Below are 15,596 nucleotides of genomic sequence, written 5' to 3' on the forward strand. Positions count from 1 at the left end.
ACCTACCCTTGGGACATGCCCTCGCGTCGTCGTCCCAGCAAGCACGCGCGTGAGCACGTGCCGCTCGACGTGACACGGATCCAGGGCGGCTCCACGCGGGAGGAGTCGTATGCCGGCACGCGCTGGACCGTGCGCTCCGTCAGCGGGGCGTCCGCCACGCGTGACTACCTGTGCCCGGGGTGCCAGCAGGACATCCCGCCCGGACTGCCGCACGTCGTCGTGTGGCCCGCCGAGGGCGTTGGCGGCCTCGGCGACCGGCGCCACTGGCACACGGGCTGCTGGCAGCGCCGCGACGCCCGGCCGCCGGGCAACTCCTACCGCTGAGGTCGGGCGGCCTCAGGCGTCGAGGAGCGGTGCGAGCTCGCGGGCGACGAGGCGCAGCGGAGCGGTGTCGTGCTGCGCCCGGGCGAGGACGAGGGCCCCTTCGAGCGCGCACAGCATGAGGGTCGAGAGGGTCTCGGCGCGCCGTCGGGTCCGACCCATCGTCACGAGCGCCTCGGTGATCGGCCGGCGCCACGTCTCCAGGGCGGCCGAGGCCGCCTGTCGGACGGCCGGGTTCGTGTCGGCGCAGTCGACGACGGCGCCGGCGACCGGGCAGCCGCGCTCGAAGTCGCGGGCGTGCAGCTCCGCCGCCCAGTCGTCGAGCATGGCGGTGAAGAGCCGGCTGGGGGAGGGGCGGCGCATGCCCGAGAGGTGCCGGACGACACGCTCGGCGGCCCACGAGCCGGACCACTCGAGCGCCTCGGCGACGAGCTGGTCCTTGCCGCCGGGGAAGTAGTGCTGGAGCGAGCCGCGGGGCGCCCCCGCCTCGGCGACGACGTGACGCAGCCCGGTGGCGGTGACGCCCGCCCGTCGCAGCTGCTGCGCCGTCTCGTAGACGAGGCGTTCGCGGTGTCCGACCGGTCCGTCCGACATCGGCGGCCTCCTGGTTCTGCGTCGACGGCTTTCCCTGAACTATGACATGTGTCATGATCCGAGAGCGACTATGACAGTCGTCATAATCGCCGGCAGGGCAGTGAGGAGGACGTCATGGGACGAGTGGGCTTCATCGGTCTCGGCATCATGGGTGGTCCCATGGCCACGAACCTCCTGCGGGCGGGGACCCCACTGTCCGTGTGGAACCGGTCACCCGAGGCGGCGGCGCGGCTGGCACGGCAGGGCGCGCGAGTCCTGGACTCGCCGGCGGCCGTCTTCGCCGAGTGCGACGTCGTGCTGCTGATGCTCGCCGACCAGTTCGCCGTGGACACCGTGCTCCGGCGCGGCACGCCCGAGCTCGACGCCATGGTGAGCGGCCGGACCGTCGTCGCCCTCGGCACCACGTCCCCGACCTTCTCGGCGGGTCTCGAGCGCGACGTCGTGGCCGCCGGCGGTCGCTACGTCGAGGCACCCGTGTCCGGGTCCCGGGTCCCCGCGGAGCGTGGCGAGCTCGTGGGCCTCGTCGCCGGTGCCGAGGAGGCGGTCGAACAGGTGATGCCGCTCCTGCGGGGGATGTGCCGGACGGTGGTGCGCTGCGGACCCGTGCCGGCCGGCCTCGGCACCAAGCTCGCCGTCAACCTCTACCTCTGCACCATGGTCGCCGGGCTCGCGGAGGCCTACCACCTCGCGGCCGCCCTCGACCTCGATCTGACCGCCTTCCAGCAGGTCCTGGACTCCGGGCCGATGGCGAGCGCCGTCTCGACCCTGAAGCTCGCCAAGCTGCTCGCGCGGGACTTCGACGCGCAGGCCGCCGTCCGGGACGTCCACACCAACACCCGGCTCGTGGCCGAGGCGGCGCGGTCGGCCGGCGCGGCGAGCCCGTTGCTCGACGTGACCCGTGAGCTCTTCCGGGCGACGGAGGACTCCGGGGCCGGGGCTCTCGACATGGTCGCCGTCGTGACCGCCCTGGAGCACCGCGACGGGATCGCCCGGACACGGCAGCCTGCCCCGGTGCGCCACGGCGGCTGACGGGGACCGGGTGCCCCGGCTCGCGCTAGCCCGCGGGTCGGGCCGCGAGCACCTGCTCCCGCAGGATGTCGGCGTGCCCGCAGTGCTGGGCGAGCTCGCGCAGCACGTGGAAGTAGACCCAGCGCAGCGGCAGCGGACCCCGGCGGTTGCCCTGCAGCAGGTCGTCGAGCCCGAGCCCGGCCGTGGCCGCGCGCGAGGCATCGCACGCCTCTCGGTGCGCCTGCTGCACCGAGGCCACGGTGTCGCCGTCGTCGAGGACGAACGACTCGTCCGGGGTGGCCGGGATGCCGATCTCGGCTCGCGACCGACAGCTCACCGCCTCGTCGAACCACACCTTCTCGACGAACGTCGCGTGCTTGACCAGGCCGAGCAGCGTCGTCGCCGAGGGAACGAGCGACCGACGGGTCTCCTGCTCGGTGAGCCCGTCGAGCGAGTCGCGCAGGGCCGTCCGGTGCTCGTCGAGGAAGACCTCGAGCTGGACGCGGGCCGGCTGGTCGATGACGTCCTCGGCGAACGTCGGGGGCAGCGTCATGGAGGAGAGCCTGCCACGACGGCCCGAGGCGCGCGCGTCACGGGGGCGACGGCATACGACTAGTGCCGTCGCTGGCGCGGGACGAGCACCTCCTCGTAGAGCAGCAGGGCGCCGGCGGCGAAGGGGATCGCCAGGAGCGCGCCGAGGATGCCGAGGAGCGCCCCGCCCGCGAGGGCGGCGACGACGGTGACGGCGCCCGGCACGGCCACCGTCCGCTGCATGATGCGCGGCATGACGGCGTAGTTCTCGATCTGCTGGTAGACGATGAAGTAGATGATGACGATGAGCGCCTTCTTGGGCTCGTCGAAGAACGCCACGATCGCGACGACGGACGCGCCGAGGGTCGCACCGACCATCGGCACCAGCCCGAGGAAGCCCACCGCGACGGCGAGCACGGCGGCGAACTTGAGGCCGATGAGGCTCATCATGATCCACGCGCAGAACGCGTTGATGGCCGCGACGGCCACCTGGCCGATGGCATACGCCCCGACCCGGCGCATGACCTCCTCGGCGAGGGAGATGGTGCGTGGTCGCCGGCTCGCCGGGACGACCGCGTAGGCCGCCTGCTTGACGGCCGGGAACGAGGCGAGGAAGTAGAGGGTCAGGACGAGGACGGTCAGGGCGCTGAAGACGCCGGTCGCGATGAGCTTGCCGGCGTCGAGGACGCCGCCGAAGACCCCGGCCCACAGGTTGCCGTCGGCGACCCGCTTGTTGACCTCCTCCTGGATGCGCTGGACGAGGTGGTAGCGGTGGTCGACGTCCTGCACCCACGGGTTGGCCAGGAGGTTGTCGAACATCCGGGGTGCGTTCGTCGTGAGCTCGCTGCCCTGCTCGACGACAGGTGGGATGACGACCCACCCGACGAGCGTGAAGACCGCGAGGACGCCGAGGAAGACGATCGTCACGGCCCAGCCCCGGCGCAGGTTTCGGCGGGTCAGGGCCTCGACGAGCGGGTTGAGCGTGAGCGTCAGGAAGAAGGAGATGACGAGCAGCGTGATGACGGTGCCCAGACGACCGACGGACTGGACGACGGCGTAGGCCGTGAGCACGCCGACGGCGCCGACGAAGCCGACGTAGAACGGCGACTGCCGGTTGAACGGCGTGCCGCTGGGGCCGAAGTCACGGCGCTTGTCCTTGCCCTTCCTGCCGTCGTCACGGCTGGGGGCGCCGGGCCCGGGGGGTGCCGGGGGCGCGGCATCCGCTGGGGGCGATGCGGGCGACGCGGGCGACGCGGCGACTTCCTCGTCCAACGGCCCCGGGGCGAAGGGCAGGGTGCTCGCGATGAGGTCGGGCTCGGATGCCCGGTCGCCGGACGCGGCGGGCTCGTCGTACTGCGCCCGCGAGGCCGGCGCGCCGAAGCCGAGGTCACGAGCCCGGAACTCGTCCATCCGGGCGCGCTGGGTGCGGCGGTAGCGCGCCCAGCGTCCCCAGATGCTCACGGTCGCGAGCCTACGTCAGGTGCTGCCGCGCGACCCTTCGGGACCAAGGTCTCTGACCCGGGGCTCGGCCTTCGGGCCACGATGGTGGGAGACACGCGTAGCCGGCGGGTGGCTGTGCTGTCGCGCGACCTGCGCTTCCGCCGCTCGGTGTCCGAGCCAGGGAGGTCACCATGCTCGTGTTCGAGGACCGGCTCGACGCGGGCCGGCACCTGGTCGGGAAGCTGGACTTCCTCCGCGGTGAGGACGTCGTCGTGCTGGGGCTGCCCCGGGGAGGCGTGCCCGTCGCGGCTGTCGTCGCCGAAGGGCTCCGGGCCCCCCTCGACGTGATCGTCGTGCGCAAGCTCGGTGTGCCCTTCCAGCCGGAGCTCGCCATGGGCGCCATCGGAGAAGGCGGGCTGAGGGTCGTCGACCGCGCCATGGTGGCGCGTGCCCGGGTCACCGACGACGAGCTCGAGGCCGTCGAAGGCCGCGAGCGCGCAGTCCTCGACGCCCGGGTCGAGCGCTTGCGGCGCGGGCGGCCCCGAGTCGACCTGCGCGGCCGGGTGGCCGTCGTCGTCGACGACGGGATCGCGACGGGATCGACGGCACGGGTGGCCTGCCTCGTGGCCAGGCAGCTCGGGGCCAGACGCGTCGTCCTGGCTGTCCCGGTCGCCCCGGCGGACACCCTGGGGCACCTGCCGGAGGCTGAGACGGTCGTGTGCGTGTCGGCGCCGAGGTACTTCAGGGCCGTGGGGGCGCACTACGAGGACTTCTCGCCGACGACCGACGACGAGGTCATCGCGCTGCTGGAGCAGGCCGACCGCCGGTTCCGCCTGCCCGATGCGGTCGGGAGCTCGGACGGGGACACCGACGAGGACGTCGTCATCCCGGCGGGTCGAGTGGCGATCGAGGGACACCTGCGGGTGCCGCAGGGCGCCTCGGGCGTCGTCGTGTTCGCCCACGGCAGCGGCAGCAGCCGGCACAGCCCCCGCAGCCGCTACGTCGCGGACGTGCTCCACGCCGCCGGTCTCGGCACGCTGCTGCTCGACCTGCTGACCCCCGAGGAGGAGCACGACCGTCGCAAGGTGTTCGACATCCCGCTCCTGGCCGGTCGCCTCGGGTTCGCGACCGGCTGGCTGGGCACCCGGCACGACACCGCGGCGTGCCGGGTGGGGTACTTCGGGGCGAGCACCGGCGCCGGCGCAGCGTTGTGGGCCGCTGCCGAGCCCGACGCCCGCGTGGCGGCCGTGGTGTCCCGTGGTGGTCGCCCCGACCTCGCCGCCCCGCGCCTGAAGGACGTCCGCGTCCCGACGCTGCTCGTCGTCGGGGGCGCGGACGATGTGGTGCTCGAGCTCAACCGGCAGGCGCGGGAGGACCTGTCGGGGTGCACCAGCGAGCTGGCCATGGTTCCCGGCGCGACCCACCTCTTCGAGGAGCCCGGCACCCTCGCGCAGGCCGCGCTGCTGGCCCGCGCCTGGTTCGTGCGCCACCTGGCCGAGGGCCGGGCCGGGGAGGCTACTGGTCGGCGAAGCGGTTGATCGCCGACTCGAAGCCGGCGCGCTTCCCGGGGTCGGTGACCCCGAGGCCGGGCTCGGGGGAGAGCGTCAGCACGCCGACCTTGCCCTGGTGGGCGTTCCGGTGGACGTCGAGTGTCGCCTGCCCGACCTCGTCGAGCGAGTACGTCTTGCTCAGGGTCGGGTGGATCAGGCCGCGGTTGACCAGCTCGTTGGCCTCCCACGCCTCGCGGTAGTTCGCGAAGTGCGAGCTGACGATGCGCTTGAGGTTCATCCAGAGGTAGCGGTTGTCGTACTCGTGCATGTAGCCCGACGTCGACGCGCACGTGACGATGGTGCCGCCCTTGCGCGCGACGTAGACGCTGGCGCCGAACGTCTCCCTGCCGGGGTGCTCGAAGACGATGTCGACGTCGTAGCCGCCGGTCAGCTCGCGGATCTTCTTGCCGAGGCGCTGCCACTCGCGCGGATTCTGCTCGGTGCCCTCGTCGTTCCAGAAGCGGTAGCCCTCGGCGTTGCGGTCGATGATGAGCTCGGCTCCCATGGCGCGGCAGATCTGCGCCTTCTCGGGTGAGGAGACCACGCAGATCGGGGTGGCGCCGCCGGCGAGGGCCATCTGAGTGGCGTAGGAGCCCAGGCCGCCGGACGCGCCCCAGATGAGCACCCGGTCGCCGAGCTTCATCGCGGCACCGTTCTTGGAGATGAGCTGCCGGTAGGCCGTGCTGTTGACGAGGCCGGGCGAGGCCGCCTCCTCCCAGGTCAGGTGGCCGGGCTTGGGCATCAGCTGGTTGGCCTTGACGATCGCGAGCTCGGCGAGGCCGCCGAAGTTCGTCTCGAAGCCCCAGATGCGCTGCTGCGGGTCGAGCATCGTGTCGTTGTGGCCCTCGGCGTCCTCGAGCTCGACCGAGAGGCAGTGGGCGACGACCTCGGTGCCCGGCTTCCACTTGGTGACGCCGGGGCCGGTGCGCAGGATGACGCCGGCGAGGTCGGATCCGACGACGTGGTACGGCAGGTCGTGGCGCTTGGAGAACTCCGACATGCGGCCGTAGCGCTCGAGGAAGCCGAAGGTCGAGACGGGCTCGAAGATCGAGGTCCACACGGTGTTGTAGTTGATGGCGCTGGCCATGACGGCGACGAGCGCCTCGCCGGGGGCGAGCTCCGGCACCGGTACCTCGTCGATGTGCAGCGACTTGCGCGGGTCCTTGTCGCGCGTGGCGAGCCCCTCGAACATGCCGACCTCGTCCTTGTGGACGGTCGCCCCGCGGTACGTCGCGGGGATCTCGATGTTCGCGTAGGTCTCCTGGGTGCGGTCGCCGGAGAGGATGGCGTCGCGGATGGCCTGCATGTGAAGGTCCTTACGTCGCAGCGTCATTGGTGGGTCGAGACCGTGTCGAACCGGTGTCGAACCAGCGCGGTGTGCCCCCGAACGTAGCGAGACGTGACCCGCCGGTAGCCCGTTCTGAGACGGCCACCACAGGTGACCTGGGTCACGAGGACCGTTCAGGGGGTCGGCGGGGTGGGGCGGCGCGGTTGCCGGGTACGTTCGGCGCGTGCGACGACTCACGGCAGGGCTGGGGTGCTGGCTGGTGCAGCCGGCCTACGTGCTCGTCGAGTTGCTCGTGGCGGCCGGTGCCTCGGCGGCATACTCCCTGCGCGACGACACGATCAGCGCGCTCGGGATGCTGACGTGCTCATCGGGCCACGCGGGGTCGCTCGTCGACGTGTGCTCACCGGGACACGCGGTGATGAACCTCGCGTTCGTCGTCTTCGGCCTGCTGCGTGCATCCGGCGCCCTGCTCCTGCGGCCAAGGCTGGGCGCCGGGACGTGGGGAGGGACTGCCGTCTGGCTGTGGGTCGTCTCGGCGCTCGCGGCTGCCGCCGTCGGCCTGGTGCCGGTGGACCAGCAGCCGGGATGGCACGTCGTCGTGGCCCTGCCCGTCTTCGTGCTCCAGCCCCTCGCCGTCCTGGCCACCGCGGAGGCCCTGCGGYGCTCGGGAGTCGTGTCGCGGGCCGTCGCCCGGTCAGGCACGTTCGTCGGCGCCCTCACCCTCGCCGCTGCGGCTGCGTTCGGTGCGCGCCTCGGTGGCCCGACGTGGGTCGGCGGCCTCGAGCGTCTTGCTCTCTGGCCGGCCTACGTGTGGCTCGGCGTCGTGGCGCTGGCCCTGCTGGTCGCCAGCAGGTCGGAGACCGTGGCGAACGTGTAGCCGTCGTCGCGCAGCCGGCGGATGATCGCCGGCAGCCGGTCGATGGTGACGAGCCGGTCGTCCGAGCCCGTGTCGTGCGCGAGCACGATGGAGCCCGGGCGAACCTGCGATGCGATGTCGTCGACGATGCCGTCCGGCCGACCCGCCACGAGGTCCTCGCGCGCCTGGGCCGACCACAGCACGCTCGTCAGCCCGGCCTCGGTGGCGGCCAGGAGGGCGGCCCCGCCGAGGTGGCCGTAGGGCGGCCGGAAGAGGGTGGGAGCGATCCCGTACGTCTTCTTCATGAGCTGGGTCGTGCGCTCGATCTCGTCCCGGCAGCGCGACCAGTCGTAGCGCCCGAGGTCAGGGTGGTCGAAGGTGTGGTTGGCCAGCTCGTGGCGTCCGACGCTGCCGCGGTGCAGGTCACCGTGGTCGCGGACGTTCCGTCCGAGGCAGAAGAAGGTGGCCGGCACGTCCTCGGCCTCGAGGGCCTCGAGCACGCGCGGGGTCCAGTCGGGGTGCGGCCCGTCGTCGAAGGTCAACGCGACCCGGCGCCGGTCGCCCGGGCCGCTCCAGACGACGGATGCCCCGGCTGCGGACGGTGGGGACCGGTCCGGCCGGACCGCGCTGACGGGACTGCCGTAGAAGGGCAGCGGGGTGGACTCGTCGAGGTGCTCCTTCACCCGCACCGCTCCCACCGCTCCGGCCGCCCCCACGGCCGCCCCGGCCGCCGCGGTCAGGGCCTGACGGCGTGTCACCTCCATGGCAGCCGATGCTACGTGGAGGGCGTCTCGATCCTGCGCCGAGCGGGCCCGGTGCGTGCCACACTGGCGCCCTCTAGGGCGGTGAGGTCGAGCCGGGAACGAGGGGAGGTGCACGTGCGACGTGCCGTGCTGGGCGCCGTCGCTGCCGTGGTGACGGCAGGCCTCGGCCTCGTCCCGCTGCTCGTCGAGCACGACCTTCCCCTCCCGGTCCTGCGCAACGACGCGACCTGGCGCACGAGCTCCGTGCTCGGCCCGGCGACGCTGGGCGGCCGGCTCATCGACCCCCTGGAGGAGAACATCTGGCTCGCCGACGGGACGGTGCCGGCCGCGGGTGCGCGCACCCGGGCCACGGCGCAGGCCCTGCGTGACCTCCGTGGTCTGACCCAGCCCAACGGTGCGGTCGCGGCCGGGCCCGACGGACCCTGGGCCTACGCGTGGCCGAGGGACTCCGCCTTCGTCGCCGCGGCCTACGCAGAGACCGGACACGTCGCCGACGCCCGACGCGTGCTCGGCTTCCTCTCCCGCGTCCAGCGCGCCGACGGCGGTTTCGAGGCCCGCTACCGGCTCGACGGGTCCGGTCCGCCGGACGACCGTCCTCGCCAGAGCGACGGCGCCGGATGGGTGCTCTGGTCCCTCGAGCGGGTCCGCACGGCCGGGACGGGACGGACCCTTCCCGCCGAGCTGCGGGCGCTGCGGGACCGGGCCTTCGGCTTCGTCATGGCCCAGACGGCTGCAGGCACGCGGCTTCCGGAGGTATCACCGGACTACTGGGAGGTCTCGGAGCGCGAGGTGACCCTCGGGACCGCGGCCCCGCTCGCGGCCGGGCTCGAGGCCGCCGCTGCCACGTACGTCGCCGAGGGGGATGTGCACCGGGCCGACCGGGCGAGTCGAGCGGCCCGCGCCCTGCGGTCGCTGATCCGCGCGCAGTTCGGCCCCGACTACCAGCGGCACGGGCACTCCGGAGGGCTCGATGCCGGGGTCGCGATGCTCATGCCACCTTTCGCCGTCGTCGGCGACGAGGCCGCCGAGCGTGCCTGGGAGCGCTACCCCGTCCTCGCCCAGCGCGAGGCGGGAGGTCTGGCTCCCGGCGTCGAGTGGAAGAGCGACGGCGTCTCGTGGACCCCGGAGACCGCGATGGTCGCCTACACGGCCGCTGCCTCCGGTCATCCCCTGGTCGCCGAGCACTGGATGACGTGGCTCGACCGCCACTGCACGACGTGGGGCAGCCTCCCCGAGAAGGTCCTCCCGGACGGGCGCCCCGCCGGGCCGGCACCTCTCGCCTGGACCGCCGCCCTCGTCGTGCTGACCGAGACGGAGCTCGCCGCCCAGCGCTCCGGTGTCGACGCGTCAGTGCCCGGCGTGGCCTGAGGGCTCGACGAGCTCGACGAGGACGCCACCAGCGTCCTTGGGGTGGATGAAGTTGACGCGGCTGTCGCTCGTGCCGCGCTTCGGGGTGTCGTAGAGCAGGCGCAGGCCACGCTCGCGCAGCGTCGCGCACACGGCGTCGATGTCGGCCACGCGGTAGGCGAGCTGCTGGATGCCGGGGCCGCTGCGGCCCAAGAACTTCGCGATCGTCGACTCGGGGGAGAGTGGCGCCAGCAGCTGGATGCACGAGCCGGACTCGCCGACGCCCATCATGGCCTCGCGCACGCCCTGCTCGTCGTTGGTCTCCTGGTGGAGCAACGCCATGCCGTACGTCTCCTCGTAGAACGCGATGGCCGCGTCGAGGTCGGGCACCGCGATGCCGACGTGGTCGATGTGGGTGAAGAGGGGGGCGGGAGTGGCGCTCATGGTCCCAACGTAGGGCGGCGTGACGGCATACGGAGTGCGTATGCCGTGTGCGCTTGGTCATGCTTGGCGAGGGCCCCACGAGGGCCCGGACTACAGTTTGTCGGGACATCCCCAACGACGTCGGAAGAGGCCTCACCCATGACTGCTGACCGTCCCACCTCCGTGATCGTCGCCGGTGCCCGGACCCCCATGGGTCGGCTGCTCGGCTCGCTCAAGGACTTCTCCGGGTCGGACCTCGGTGGCATCGCCATCAAGGGCGCTCTCGAGAAGGCGGGCCTCGCCCCGGAGCAGGTCGAGTACGTCATCATGGGCCAGGTGCTGCAGGCCGGCGCGGGCCAGATCCCGGCCCGCCAGGCCGCGCACGCCGCCGGCATCCCGATGACCGTCCCGGCCCTGACGATCAACAAGGTCTGCCTCTCGGGCATCAACGCCATCGCCATGGCCGACCAGCTGATCCGCGCCGGCGAGCTCGACGTCGTCGTCGCCGGCGGCCAGGAGTCGATGACGAACGCGCCTCACCTCATGACGAAGTCGCGCGAGGGCTACAAGTACGGCGACGTGACGATGCGCGACCACATGGCCTTCGACGGCCTGTGGGACGCCTTCACCGACCAGGCCATGGGTCTGCTCACCGAGCAGGCCAACACGGGGGAGCAGGCCTTCACGCGCGAGGAGCAGGACGAGTTCTCGGCCCGCAGCCACCAGCTCGCCGCCAAGGCGTGGAAGGACGGCCTCTTCGACGACGAGGTCGTGCCGGTGAGCATCCCGCAGCGCAAGGGCGACCCCGTCGTCTTCAAGAACGACGAGGGCATCCGCGCCGACACGACGGCGGCCTCCCTCTCGGGCCTGCGTCCGGCCTTCAGCAAGGACGGCACGATCACGGCGGGCTCCGCCTCGCAGATCTCCGATGGTGCCGCCGCGGTCGTCGTCATGAGCAGGGCGAAGGCCGAGGAGCTGGGCCTGACGTGGCTCGCCGAGATCGGTGCGCACGGCATGGTGGCCGGACCCGACTCGACGCTCCAGCAGCAGCCGGCGCGTGCCATCGCCCGCGCCTGCGAGAGGGAGGGCATCACGCCCGCCGACCTCGACCTCGTGGAGATCAACGAGGCCTTCGCGGCTGTCGGTCTCGCCTCCGCCAAGGAGCTCGGCATCGACGTCGACAAGGTCAACGTCAACGGCGGCGCCATCGCGCTCGGCCACCCCATCGGCATGTCCGGCGCCCGCATCGCCCTGCACCTCGCGCTCGAGCTGAAGCGCCGCGGTGGCGGTGTCGGTGCCGCCGCGCTGTGCGGTGGCGGCGGTCAGGGCGACGCCCTCATCGTCCGCGTCCCCGCCTCCGCCTGAGCAGCCGGGGTCCGCGCCGCGTGGCACGCCGATCCGTCGACGTCCCCGCCCTGGTCGAGTCGGCCAGGGCGGGTTCGCCGCGTGCCGTGGCGCGTCTCATCTCGCTCGTCGAGGACGGTCACGAGTCGCTCCGAACGGTGATGGCCGCACTCGCGCCGCACGCGGGCAACGCCTACGTCATCGGGCTGACCGGCTCTCCGGGAGTGGGCAAGTCGACGACGACGACGGCTCTCGTCGGGGCGTTCCGCGAGCGGGGGCTGCGGGTCGGGGTGCTTGCCGTCGACCCCAGCTCGCCCTTCTCGGGCGGCGCGCTCCTGGGCGACCGCATCCGCATGCAGGACCACGCCCTCGACCCCGAGGTCTACATCCGGTCGATGGCGTCACGTGGACACCTCGGCGGCCTGTCCTTCACGACGCCGCAGGCGATCCGCGTGCTCGACGCGGCCGGGTGCGACGTCGTGCTCGTCGAGACCGTCGGCGTGGGCCAGTCCGAGGTGGAGGTCGCCGGCCTCGCCGACACCTCGGTCGTGCTCCTCGCGCCCGGGATGGGCGACGGCATCCAGGCGGCCAAGGCCGGCATCCTCGAGATCGGCGACGTCTTCGTCGTCAACAAGGCCGACCGTGACGGCGCCGACGCGACCGTGCGCGACCTGCGTCACATGATCTCCCTCGGCGACCGCACCGAGCCCGGCCTGTGGCGGCCACCGGTCGTCAAGACCGTTGCGGCCCAGAAGACCGGGATCGACGAGGTGATGGAGGCGCTCGACAAGCACCGGGCGTTCATCGAGGAGAACGGCGAGCTCATCCGCCGCCGCGAACGCCGCGCCGCCGTCGAGATCGAGACGATCGCGCTCGCAGCACTGCGCTCGCGGTTCGACCACCTCGGAGGTCACCACGGGGTGATGGCACTGGCCCGCGAGGTGGTCGCCGGTCGCACCGACCCGTACGCTGCCGCCGACCGCCTCCTCGCGCAGCTCGACTCCTGACCCGACCCGGACTGCGCCCGAGGAGGGGGTGGGCCCTCGGAGTGCGGCGCAGGCGAAGGGTGGTCGCGCGGCGGCGTTCACGGCGGCATACGGTGAGGGCATGCTGATCGCCTTCTCCGTCGCACCCACCGTCGCGGCCGACGACACCGGGTCGGTGTCGGACGCCGTCGCCCGAGCCATCCGTGTCGTGCGCGACTCCGGCCTGCCGCACCGCACCGACGCGATGTTCACGACGATCGAGGGGGAGTGGGACGAGTGCATGGGGGTCGTCAAGCAGTGCTGCGACGTGCTGGCGCAGACCTCGCCGCGTGTCGGGCTCGTGCTCAAGGCGGACATCCGCCCCGGTTGGACGGGTGAGCTCGACGGCAAGCTCGAGCGACTCGAGGACGCGCTGGACCGTCAGCAGGATGATTGAGGGCGGCTGGGGCCTCAGGCCGCTCGGGCTCGAGGACTGCGACGAGCTGGGGCGCGTGCACATGGCGATCTGGCGCGACGCATACGCCGGCTTGATGCCCGCCGACTACCTGGCCGGGCTGAGCGACGAACGGTGTGCGGACAACTGGCGTGAACGGACCGCCGAGCCTGCGGGCGCGGCCGGACGCACGCTCGTCGTCGTGGGTCCCGACGGTCACCTCGCCGGCTTCGGCAGCGCCGGCCCGAGCCGCGACGAGGACGCCCCCACCGAGTGGGAGCTGTATGCCGTCAACCTGGTGCCGCAGGCCCGCGGCACCGGCGTCGCCGACCGCCTCCTCGACGAGCTCGTCGAGGACCGTGCGGCCACGTTGTGGGTCGTCGAGGGCAACGCCCGCGCCAGGGCCTTCTACGCCCGTCGCGGGTTCGTCGACGAGGGCGGGCGCGACGCGCATCCGGCGACCGGGACACCGGAGATCAGGCTGGTCCGTCGCGTCTGAGGGCGCATCGTCACGAACGAGGCAGTCCGGGCATTCGCGACGTGCGACCGGCGTGACCCGTCTGACACGGATCCCTCTCCTGGATGTGTCCTGACTGCCCGAAATGCCCTCAGCGGGGCCCGTCGCCGATTGGGAACCCGTAGCCTCCGTGCGTATCGTGGGTCGCGGTCGGCCGTGCTCGACCTGTCCCCTGAGTCACTGAAAGGCTTCTCCATGCCCCGCGCCGCGATCCGTCGACGTGCTCTTGCCGCCGCGCTCGCCAGTGCTGCCATGCTCTCCGCCTGCACCAGCAGCTCCGGCGACGCCGGGGCCCCGAAGACCCCTGCCGTCGCTCCGGACGCCGCCCAGACGACGGCCGCCACTGCGGTGGGTGCCGTGGCGGCGTCGTCGCTCGATGCCACCGCGGCAGGGGCCGCTGCCAGGGAGAAGGCCTTCGTCGGGGCGGCGCTCCAGTCGGCCAACGCCTACGCCAAGACGCTGCCGGGTCGCACGGCTGCGGACAAGGCCGCCGGGGAGCTCTCGACGACGGGCGTCAAGGTGCTCGCCATCTCGCGTGGTGGGGACGCCCCGCAGCAGGTGCTGGCGCAGACGACGCTGAAGAAGACCGGGGCCGCCGTTCTCGTGCTGCTCGTCGGCGGCCAGGCCGGTGCACCGTTCAAGGCGGCCGCCGTCACGCCGATGCTCCCGGAGGCCAAGCTCGACGCCCTCGATGCGACGACCGACGGGTCTGCCGCCGTGGGCGACGGTGCAGGCCTCAGCGCGAAGCCTGACGACGTCGTGGCTGCCTTCGCCGCCTCCGTGAAGTACCCGAAGCCGACCGCGACCAAGATGCTCGCCGACGACCCGTTGTCGCAGCAGCTGCGCCAGTCGGCCGCCGCCCAGTCGCAGGCCCTCAACAACCAGGGCGCGTTCACCCAGGAGCACGACCCCAAGGGCATCATCGGCGGACTGCGGCTCAAGGACGGTAAGGGAGCCATCGTCTTCGCCCACCTCGTGCGCAGCGACGCGATCGCCATGCGCGCGCCCGTCAAGCTGACGCCGGCCAAGGACCTCACGCTCCTGACCGGTATCAAGCAGATCACGACCGAGGCCAGCCTGACCTCCAACGAGATCATCGCCATCGTCATCCCTGCATCGGGACCGGCGCGAATCGTCGCCGCATCCGACCAGCTCGTCGCCGGCTCGGGTCGGTGAGACAGGATTGATCTATGAGTCACCAGCCATTCACCGCAGCAGCACTGCGCGGTGCCGTCGACCTGTCATCGCTCAAGCGTCCGGCCCAGCCGGCTGGCCCCGCCTCCGGCGCGGCCTCCACCTCCGCGGACGGTGCCGGCCTCGTCATCGAGGGCACTGACGCCACGATCCGTGACGTCATTGCGGCGTCCGATCGGCACCCCGTCGTCATGGTGCTGTGGTCGCCACGGCTCCAGGAGTCGGCCGACTTCGTCGCGTCCTTCGGCGCGGTCGCCCGTCGCTACGCGGGCCGCTTCCAGCTCGTGACCGTCGACGTCGATGCCAACCCCACGATCCTGCAGGCCTTCCAGGTGCAGGCCGTGCCGGTGAGCTTCGCGTTCGTGCAGAGCCAGCCGGTGCCGCTCTTCGAGGGTGTCCAGCCCGAGGCTCAGATCACGGCGATCATCGACCAGGTGCTGGCGCTCGCGGCGCAGCACGGCGTCACGGGCACCGTCGCGGCCGGCGACGTCGCTGCCGCGGCCGACGAGGTCGAGCAGGAGCAGCCCCTGCCGCCCCTGCACCAGAAGGCCTTCGACGCCATCGAGTCCGGCGACCTCGACGGTGCCGCAGCGGCGTACCGCGAGGCGCTGGCGCAGAGCCCCGCCGACACCGACGCCAAGCTGGGGCTCGCCCAGGTGGGTCTCCTGCAGCGCACCCAGGGGGTCGACCTCCAGACGGCCCGGGCCGCCGCCGCGGCCGCGCCGACCGACGTCGACGCGCAGATCCTCGTCGCCGACCTCGACCTGCTCGGTGGGCACGTCGAGGACGCCTTCCTCCGGCTCATCGACACCGTCCGGGTCACGGCCGACGCCGACCGCAACACGGTCCGTGAGCACCTCGTCGAGCTCTTCGAGGTCGTGGGCGTGACGGACGAGCGCGTCGTCCGGGCCCGCAAGTCCCTCATGAGCGCCCTCTTCTGACCGACCACCCCCCTGATCGAAAGAGCATTCCGTCCGCCTCGAGGCGGACGGAATGCTCT

Annotated in this window: 17 protein-coding genes; 11 read left to right on the plus strand and 6 right to left on the minus strand. The window is 72.5% G+C overall.

The features are described from left to right. Window positions 1-15: 15 nt before the first annotated feature. Window positions 16-324, plus strand: coding sequence for a hypothetical protein (locus tag AB4030_RS17660; protein ID WP_442280513.1), 309 nt, complete (start codon window positions 16-18; stop codon window positions 322-324). A 12-nt stretch (window positions 325-336) separates the two neighbouring features. Here the strand turns inward: AB4030_RS17660 and AB4030_RS17665 are convergent, their stop codons facing one another. Then, a complete protein-coding gene (locus tag AB4030_RS17665; protein WP_442280514.1) occupies window positions 337-915 on the minus strand; it encodes an LmrA/YxaF family transcription factor in 579 nt (192 codons plus the stop codon). A 114-nt stretch (window positions 916-1,029) separates the two neighbouring features. Here AB4030_RS17665 and AB4030_RS17670 point away from each other — a divergent pair, with 114 nt between their 5' ends. Next, window positions 1,030-1,944, plus strand: coding sequence for an NAD(P)-dependent oxidoreductase (locus AB4030_RS17670; protein ID WP_442280515.1), 915 nt, complete (start codon window positions 1,030-1,032; stop codon window positions 1,942-1,944). A gap of 25 nt (window positions 1,945-1,969) precedes the next feature. Here the strand turns inward: AB4030_RS17670 and AB4030_RS17675 are convergent, their stop codons facing one another. Both AB4030_RS17675 and AB4030_RS17680 read right to left on the minus strand, forming a co-directional pair. Then, the gene (locus AB4030_RS17675) at window positions 1,970-2,476 is read right to left on the minus strand and encodes a DinB family protein (protein WP_442280516.1); all 507 of its coding nucleotides are present in this window, start codon (window positions 2,474-2,476) and stop codon (window positions 1,970-1,972) included. A gap of 59 nt (window positions 2,477-2,535) precedes the next feature. Continuing rightward, window positions 2,536-3,915 carry an AI-2E family transporter gene (locus AB4030_RS17680; protein WP_442280517.1) on the minus strand — a complete coding sequence of 460 codons (1,380 nt, stop codon included), beginning with the start codon at window positions 3,913-3,915 and terminating at the stop codon, window positions 2,536-2,538. Window positions 3,916-4,085: 170 nt separating this feature from the next. Between AB4030_RS17680 and AB4030_RS17685 the strand changes: the two genes are divergently transcribed. Beyond that, window positions 4,086-5,432 (plus strand): phosphoribosyltransferase family protein, encoded by a 1,347-nt coding sequence (locus AB4030_RS17685; protein WP_442280518.1) that lies wholly within the window; start codon window positions 4,086-4,088, stop codon window positions 5,430-5,432. Here the strand turns inward: AB4030_RS17685 and ccrA are convergent. Next, window positions 5,410-6,750, minus strand: a complete 1,341-nt coding sequence (gene ccrA / locus AB4030_RS17690) for a crotonyl-CoA carboxylase/reductase (protein WP_442280519.1) — start codon at window positions 6,748-6,750, stop codon at window positions 5,410-5,412. The genes AB4030_RS17685 and ccrA overlap by 23 nt on opposite strands. 205 nt (window positions 6,751-6,955) lie before the next feature. Here ccrA and AB4030_RS17695 point away from each other — a divergent pair, with 205 nt between their 5' ends. Beyond that, complete coding sequence (locus tag AB4030_RS17695) at window positions 6,956-7,609, plus strand: DUF998 domain-containing protein (RefSeq protein ID WP_442280520.1); 654 nt, start codon at window positions 6,956-6,958, stop codon at window positions 7,607-7,609. On the opposite strand, the gene AB4030_RS17700 is transcribed toward AB4030_RS17695, so the two are convergent. Then, window positions 7,537-8,352, minus strand: coding sequence for a polysaccharide deacetylase family protein (locus tag AB4030_RS17700; protein ID WP_442280521.1), 816 nt, complete (start codon window positions 8,350-8,352; stop codon window positions 7,537-7,539). The two genes, AB4030_RS17695 and AB4030_RS17700, sit on opposite strands and share 73 nt — an antisense overlap. A gap of 114 nt (window positions 8,353-8,466) precedes the next feature. Between AB4030_RS17700 and AB4030_RS17705 the strand changes: the two genes are divergently transcribed. Next, entirely contained in the window at window positions 8,467-9,720 is a 1,254-nt protein-coding gene (locus tag AB4030_RS17705; RefSeq protein ID WP_442280522.1) for a glycoside hydrolase family 15, read from the plus strand. On the opposite strand, the gene mce is transcribed toward AB4030_RS17705, so the two are convergent. Further along, window positions 9,700-10,143 carry a methylmalonyl-CoA epimerase gene (mce, locus tag AB4030_RS17710; protein WP_442280523.1) on the minus strand — a complete coding sequence of 148 codons (444 nt, stop codon included), beginning with the start codon at window positions 10,141-10,143 and terminating at the stop codon, window positions 9,700-9,702. The genes AB4030_RS17705 and mce overlap by 21 nt on opposite strands. A gap of 138 nt (window positions 10,144-10,281) precedes the next feature. Between mce and AB4030_RS17715 the strand changes: the two genes are divergently transcribed. From AB4030_RS17715 to AB4030_RS17740, 6 genes are all read left to right on the plus strand, one after another. Further along, the gene (locus AB4030_RS17715) at window positions 10,282-11,487 is read left to right on the plus strand and encodes an acetyl-CoA C-acetyltransferase (protein WP_442280524.1); all 1,206 of its coding nucleotides are present in this window, start codon (window positions 10,282-10,284) and stop codon (window positions 11,485-11,487) included. Between the two features lie 20 nt (window positions 11,488-11,507). Then, window positions 11,508-12,473 (plus strand): methylmalonyl Co-A mutase-associated GTPase MeaB, encoded by a 966-nt coding sequence (gene meaB / locus AB4030_RS17720; RefSeq protein ID WP_442280525.1) that lies wholly within the window; start codon window positions 11,508-11,510, stop codon window positions 12,471-12,473. Between the two features lie 100 nt (window positions 12,474-12,573). Beyond that, a complete protein-coding gene (locus AB4030_RS17725) occupies window positions 12,574-12,888 on the plus strand; it encodes a thiamine-binding protein (RefSeq protein WP_442280526.1) in 315 nt (104 codons plus the stop codon). Beyond that, complete coding sequence (locus AB4030_RS17730; protein ID WP_442280527.1) at window positions 12,881-13,384, plus strand: GNAT family N-acetyltransferase; 504 nt, start codon at window positions 12,881-12,883, stop codon at window positions 13,382-13,384. Before AB4030_RS17725 ends, AB4030_RS17730 begins: the two co-directional genes overlap by 8 nt. A gap of 213 nt (window positions 13,385-13,597) precedes the next feature. Further along, complete coding sequence (locus AB4030_RS17735; protein ID WP_442280528.1) at window positions 13,598-14,578, plus strand: hypothetical protein; 981 nt, start codon at window positions 13,598-13,600, stop codon at window positions 14,576-14,578. Window positions 14,579-14,592: 14 nt separating this feature from the next. Then, window positions 14,593-15,537, plus strand: a complete 945-nt coding sequence (locus AB4030_RS17740; protein ID WP_442280529.1) for a co-chaperone YbbN — start codon at window positions 14,593-14,595, stop codon at window positions 15,535-15,537. Window positions 15,538-15,596 lie beyond the last annotated feature (59 nt).

This window comes from Terrabacter sp. 2YAF2, assembly GCF_052114705.1.
Lineage (GTDB): Bacteria > Actinomycetota > Actinomycetes > Actinomycetales > Dermatophilaceae > Terrabacter.

What these genes read in the sequence shown, in the direction of transcription:
- AB4030_RS17660 (WP_442280513.1), top strand. Translation starts at nt 16, where the DNA reads ATGCCCTCGCGTCGTCGTCCCAGCAAGCACGCGCGTGAGCACGTGCCG.
- AB4030_RS17665 (WP_442280514.1), bottom strand. Translation starts at nt 915, where the DNA reads ATGTCGGACGGACCGGTCGGACACCGCGAACGCCTCGTCTACGAGACG.
- AB4030_RS17670 (WP_442280515.1), top strand. Translation starts at nt 1,030, where the DNA reads ATGGGACGAGTGGGCTTCATCGGTCTCGGCATCATGGGTGGTCCCATG.
- AB4030_RS17675 (WP_442280516.1), bottom strand. Translation starts at nt 2,476, where the DNA reads ATGACGCTGCCCCCGACGTTCGCCGAGGACGTCATCGACCAGCCGGCC.
- AB4030_RS17685 (WP_442280518.1), top strand. Translation starts at nt 4,086, where the DNA reads ATGCTCGTGTTCGAGGACCGGCTCGACGCGGGCCGGCACCTGGTCGGG.
- ccrA (WP_442280519.1), bottom strand. Translation starts at nt 6,750, where the DNA reads ATGCAGGCCATCCGCGACGCCATCCTCTCCGGCGACCGCACCCAGGAG.
- AB4030_RS17700 (WP_442280521.1), bottom strand. Translation starts at nt 8,352, where the DNA reads ATGGAGGTGACACGCCGTCAGGCCCTGACCGCGGCGGCCGGGGCGGCC.
- mce (WP_442280523.1), bottom strand. Translation starts at nt 10,143, where the DNA reads ATGAGCGCCACTCCCGCCCCCCTCTTCACCCACATCGACCACGTCGGC.
- AB4030_RS17715 (WP_442280524.1), top strand. Translation starts at nt 10,282, where the DNA reads ATGACTGCTGACCGTCCCACCTCCGTGATCGTCGCCGGTGCCCGGACC.
- AB4030_RS17725 (WP_442280526.1), top strand. Translation starts at nt 12,574, where the DNA reads ATGCTGATCGCCTTCTCCGTCGCACCCACCGTCGCGGCCGACGACACC.
- AB4030_RS17730 (WP_442280527.1), top strand. Translation starts at nt 12,881, where the DNA reads ATGATTGAGGGCGGCTGGGGCCTCAGGCCGCTCGGGCTCGAGGACTGC.
- AB4030_RS17735 (WP_442280528.1), top strand. Translation starts at nt 13,598, where the DNA reads ATGCCCCGCGCCGCGATCCGTCGACGTGCTCTTGCCGCCGCGCTCGCC.
- AB4030_RS17740 (WP_442280529.1), top strand. Translation starts at nt 14,593, where the DNA reads ATGAGTCACCAGCCATTCACCGCAGCAGCACTGCGCGGTGCCGTCGAC.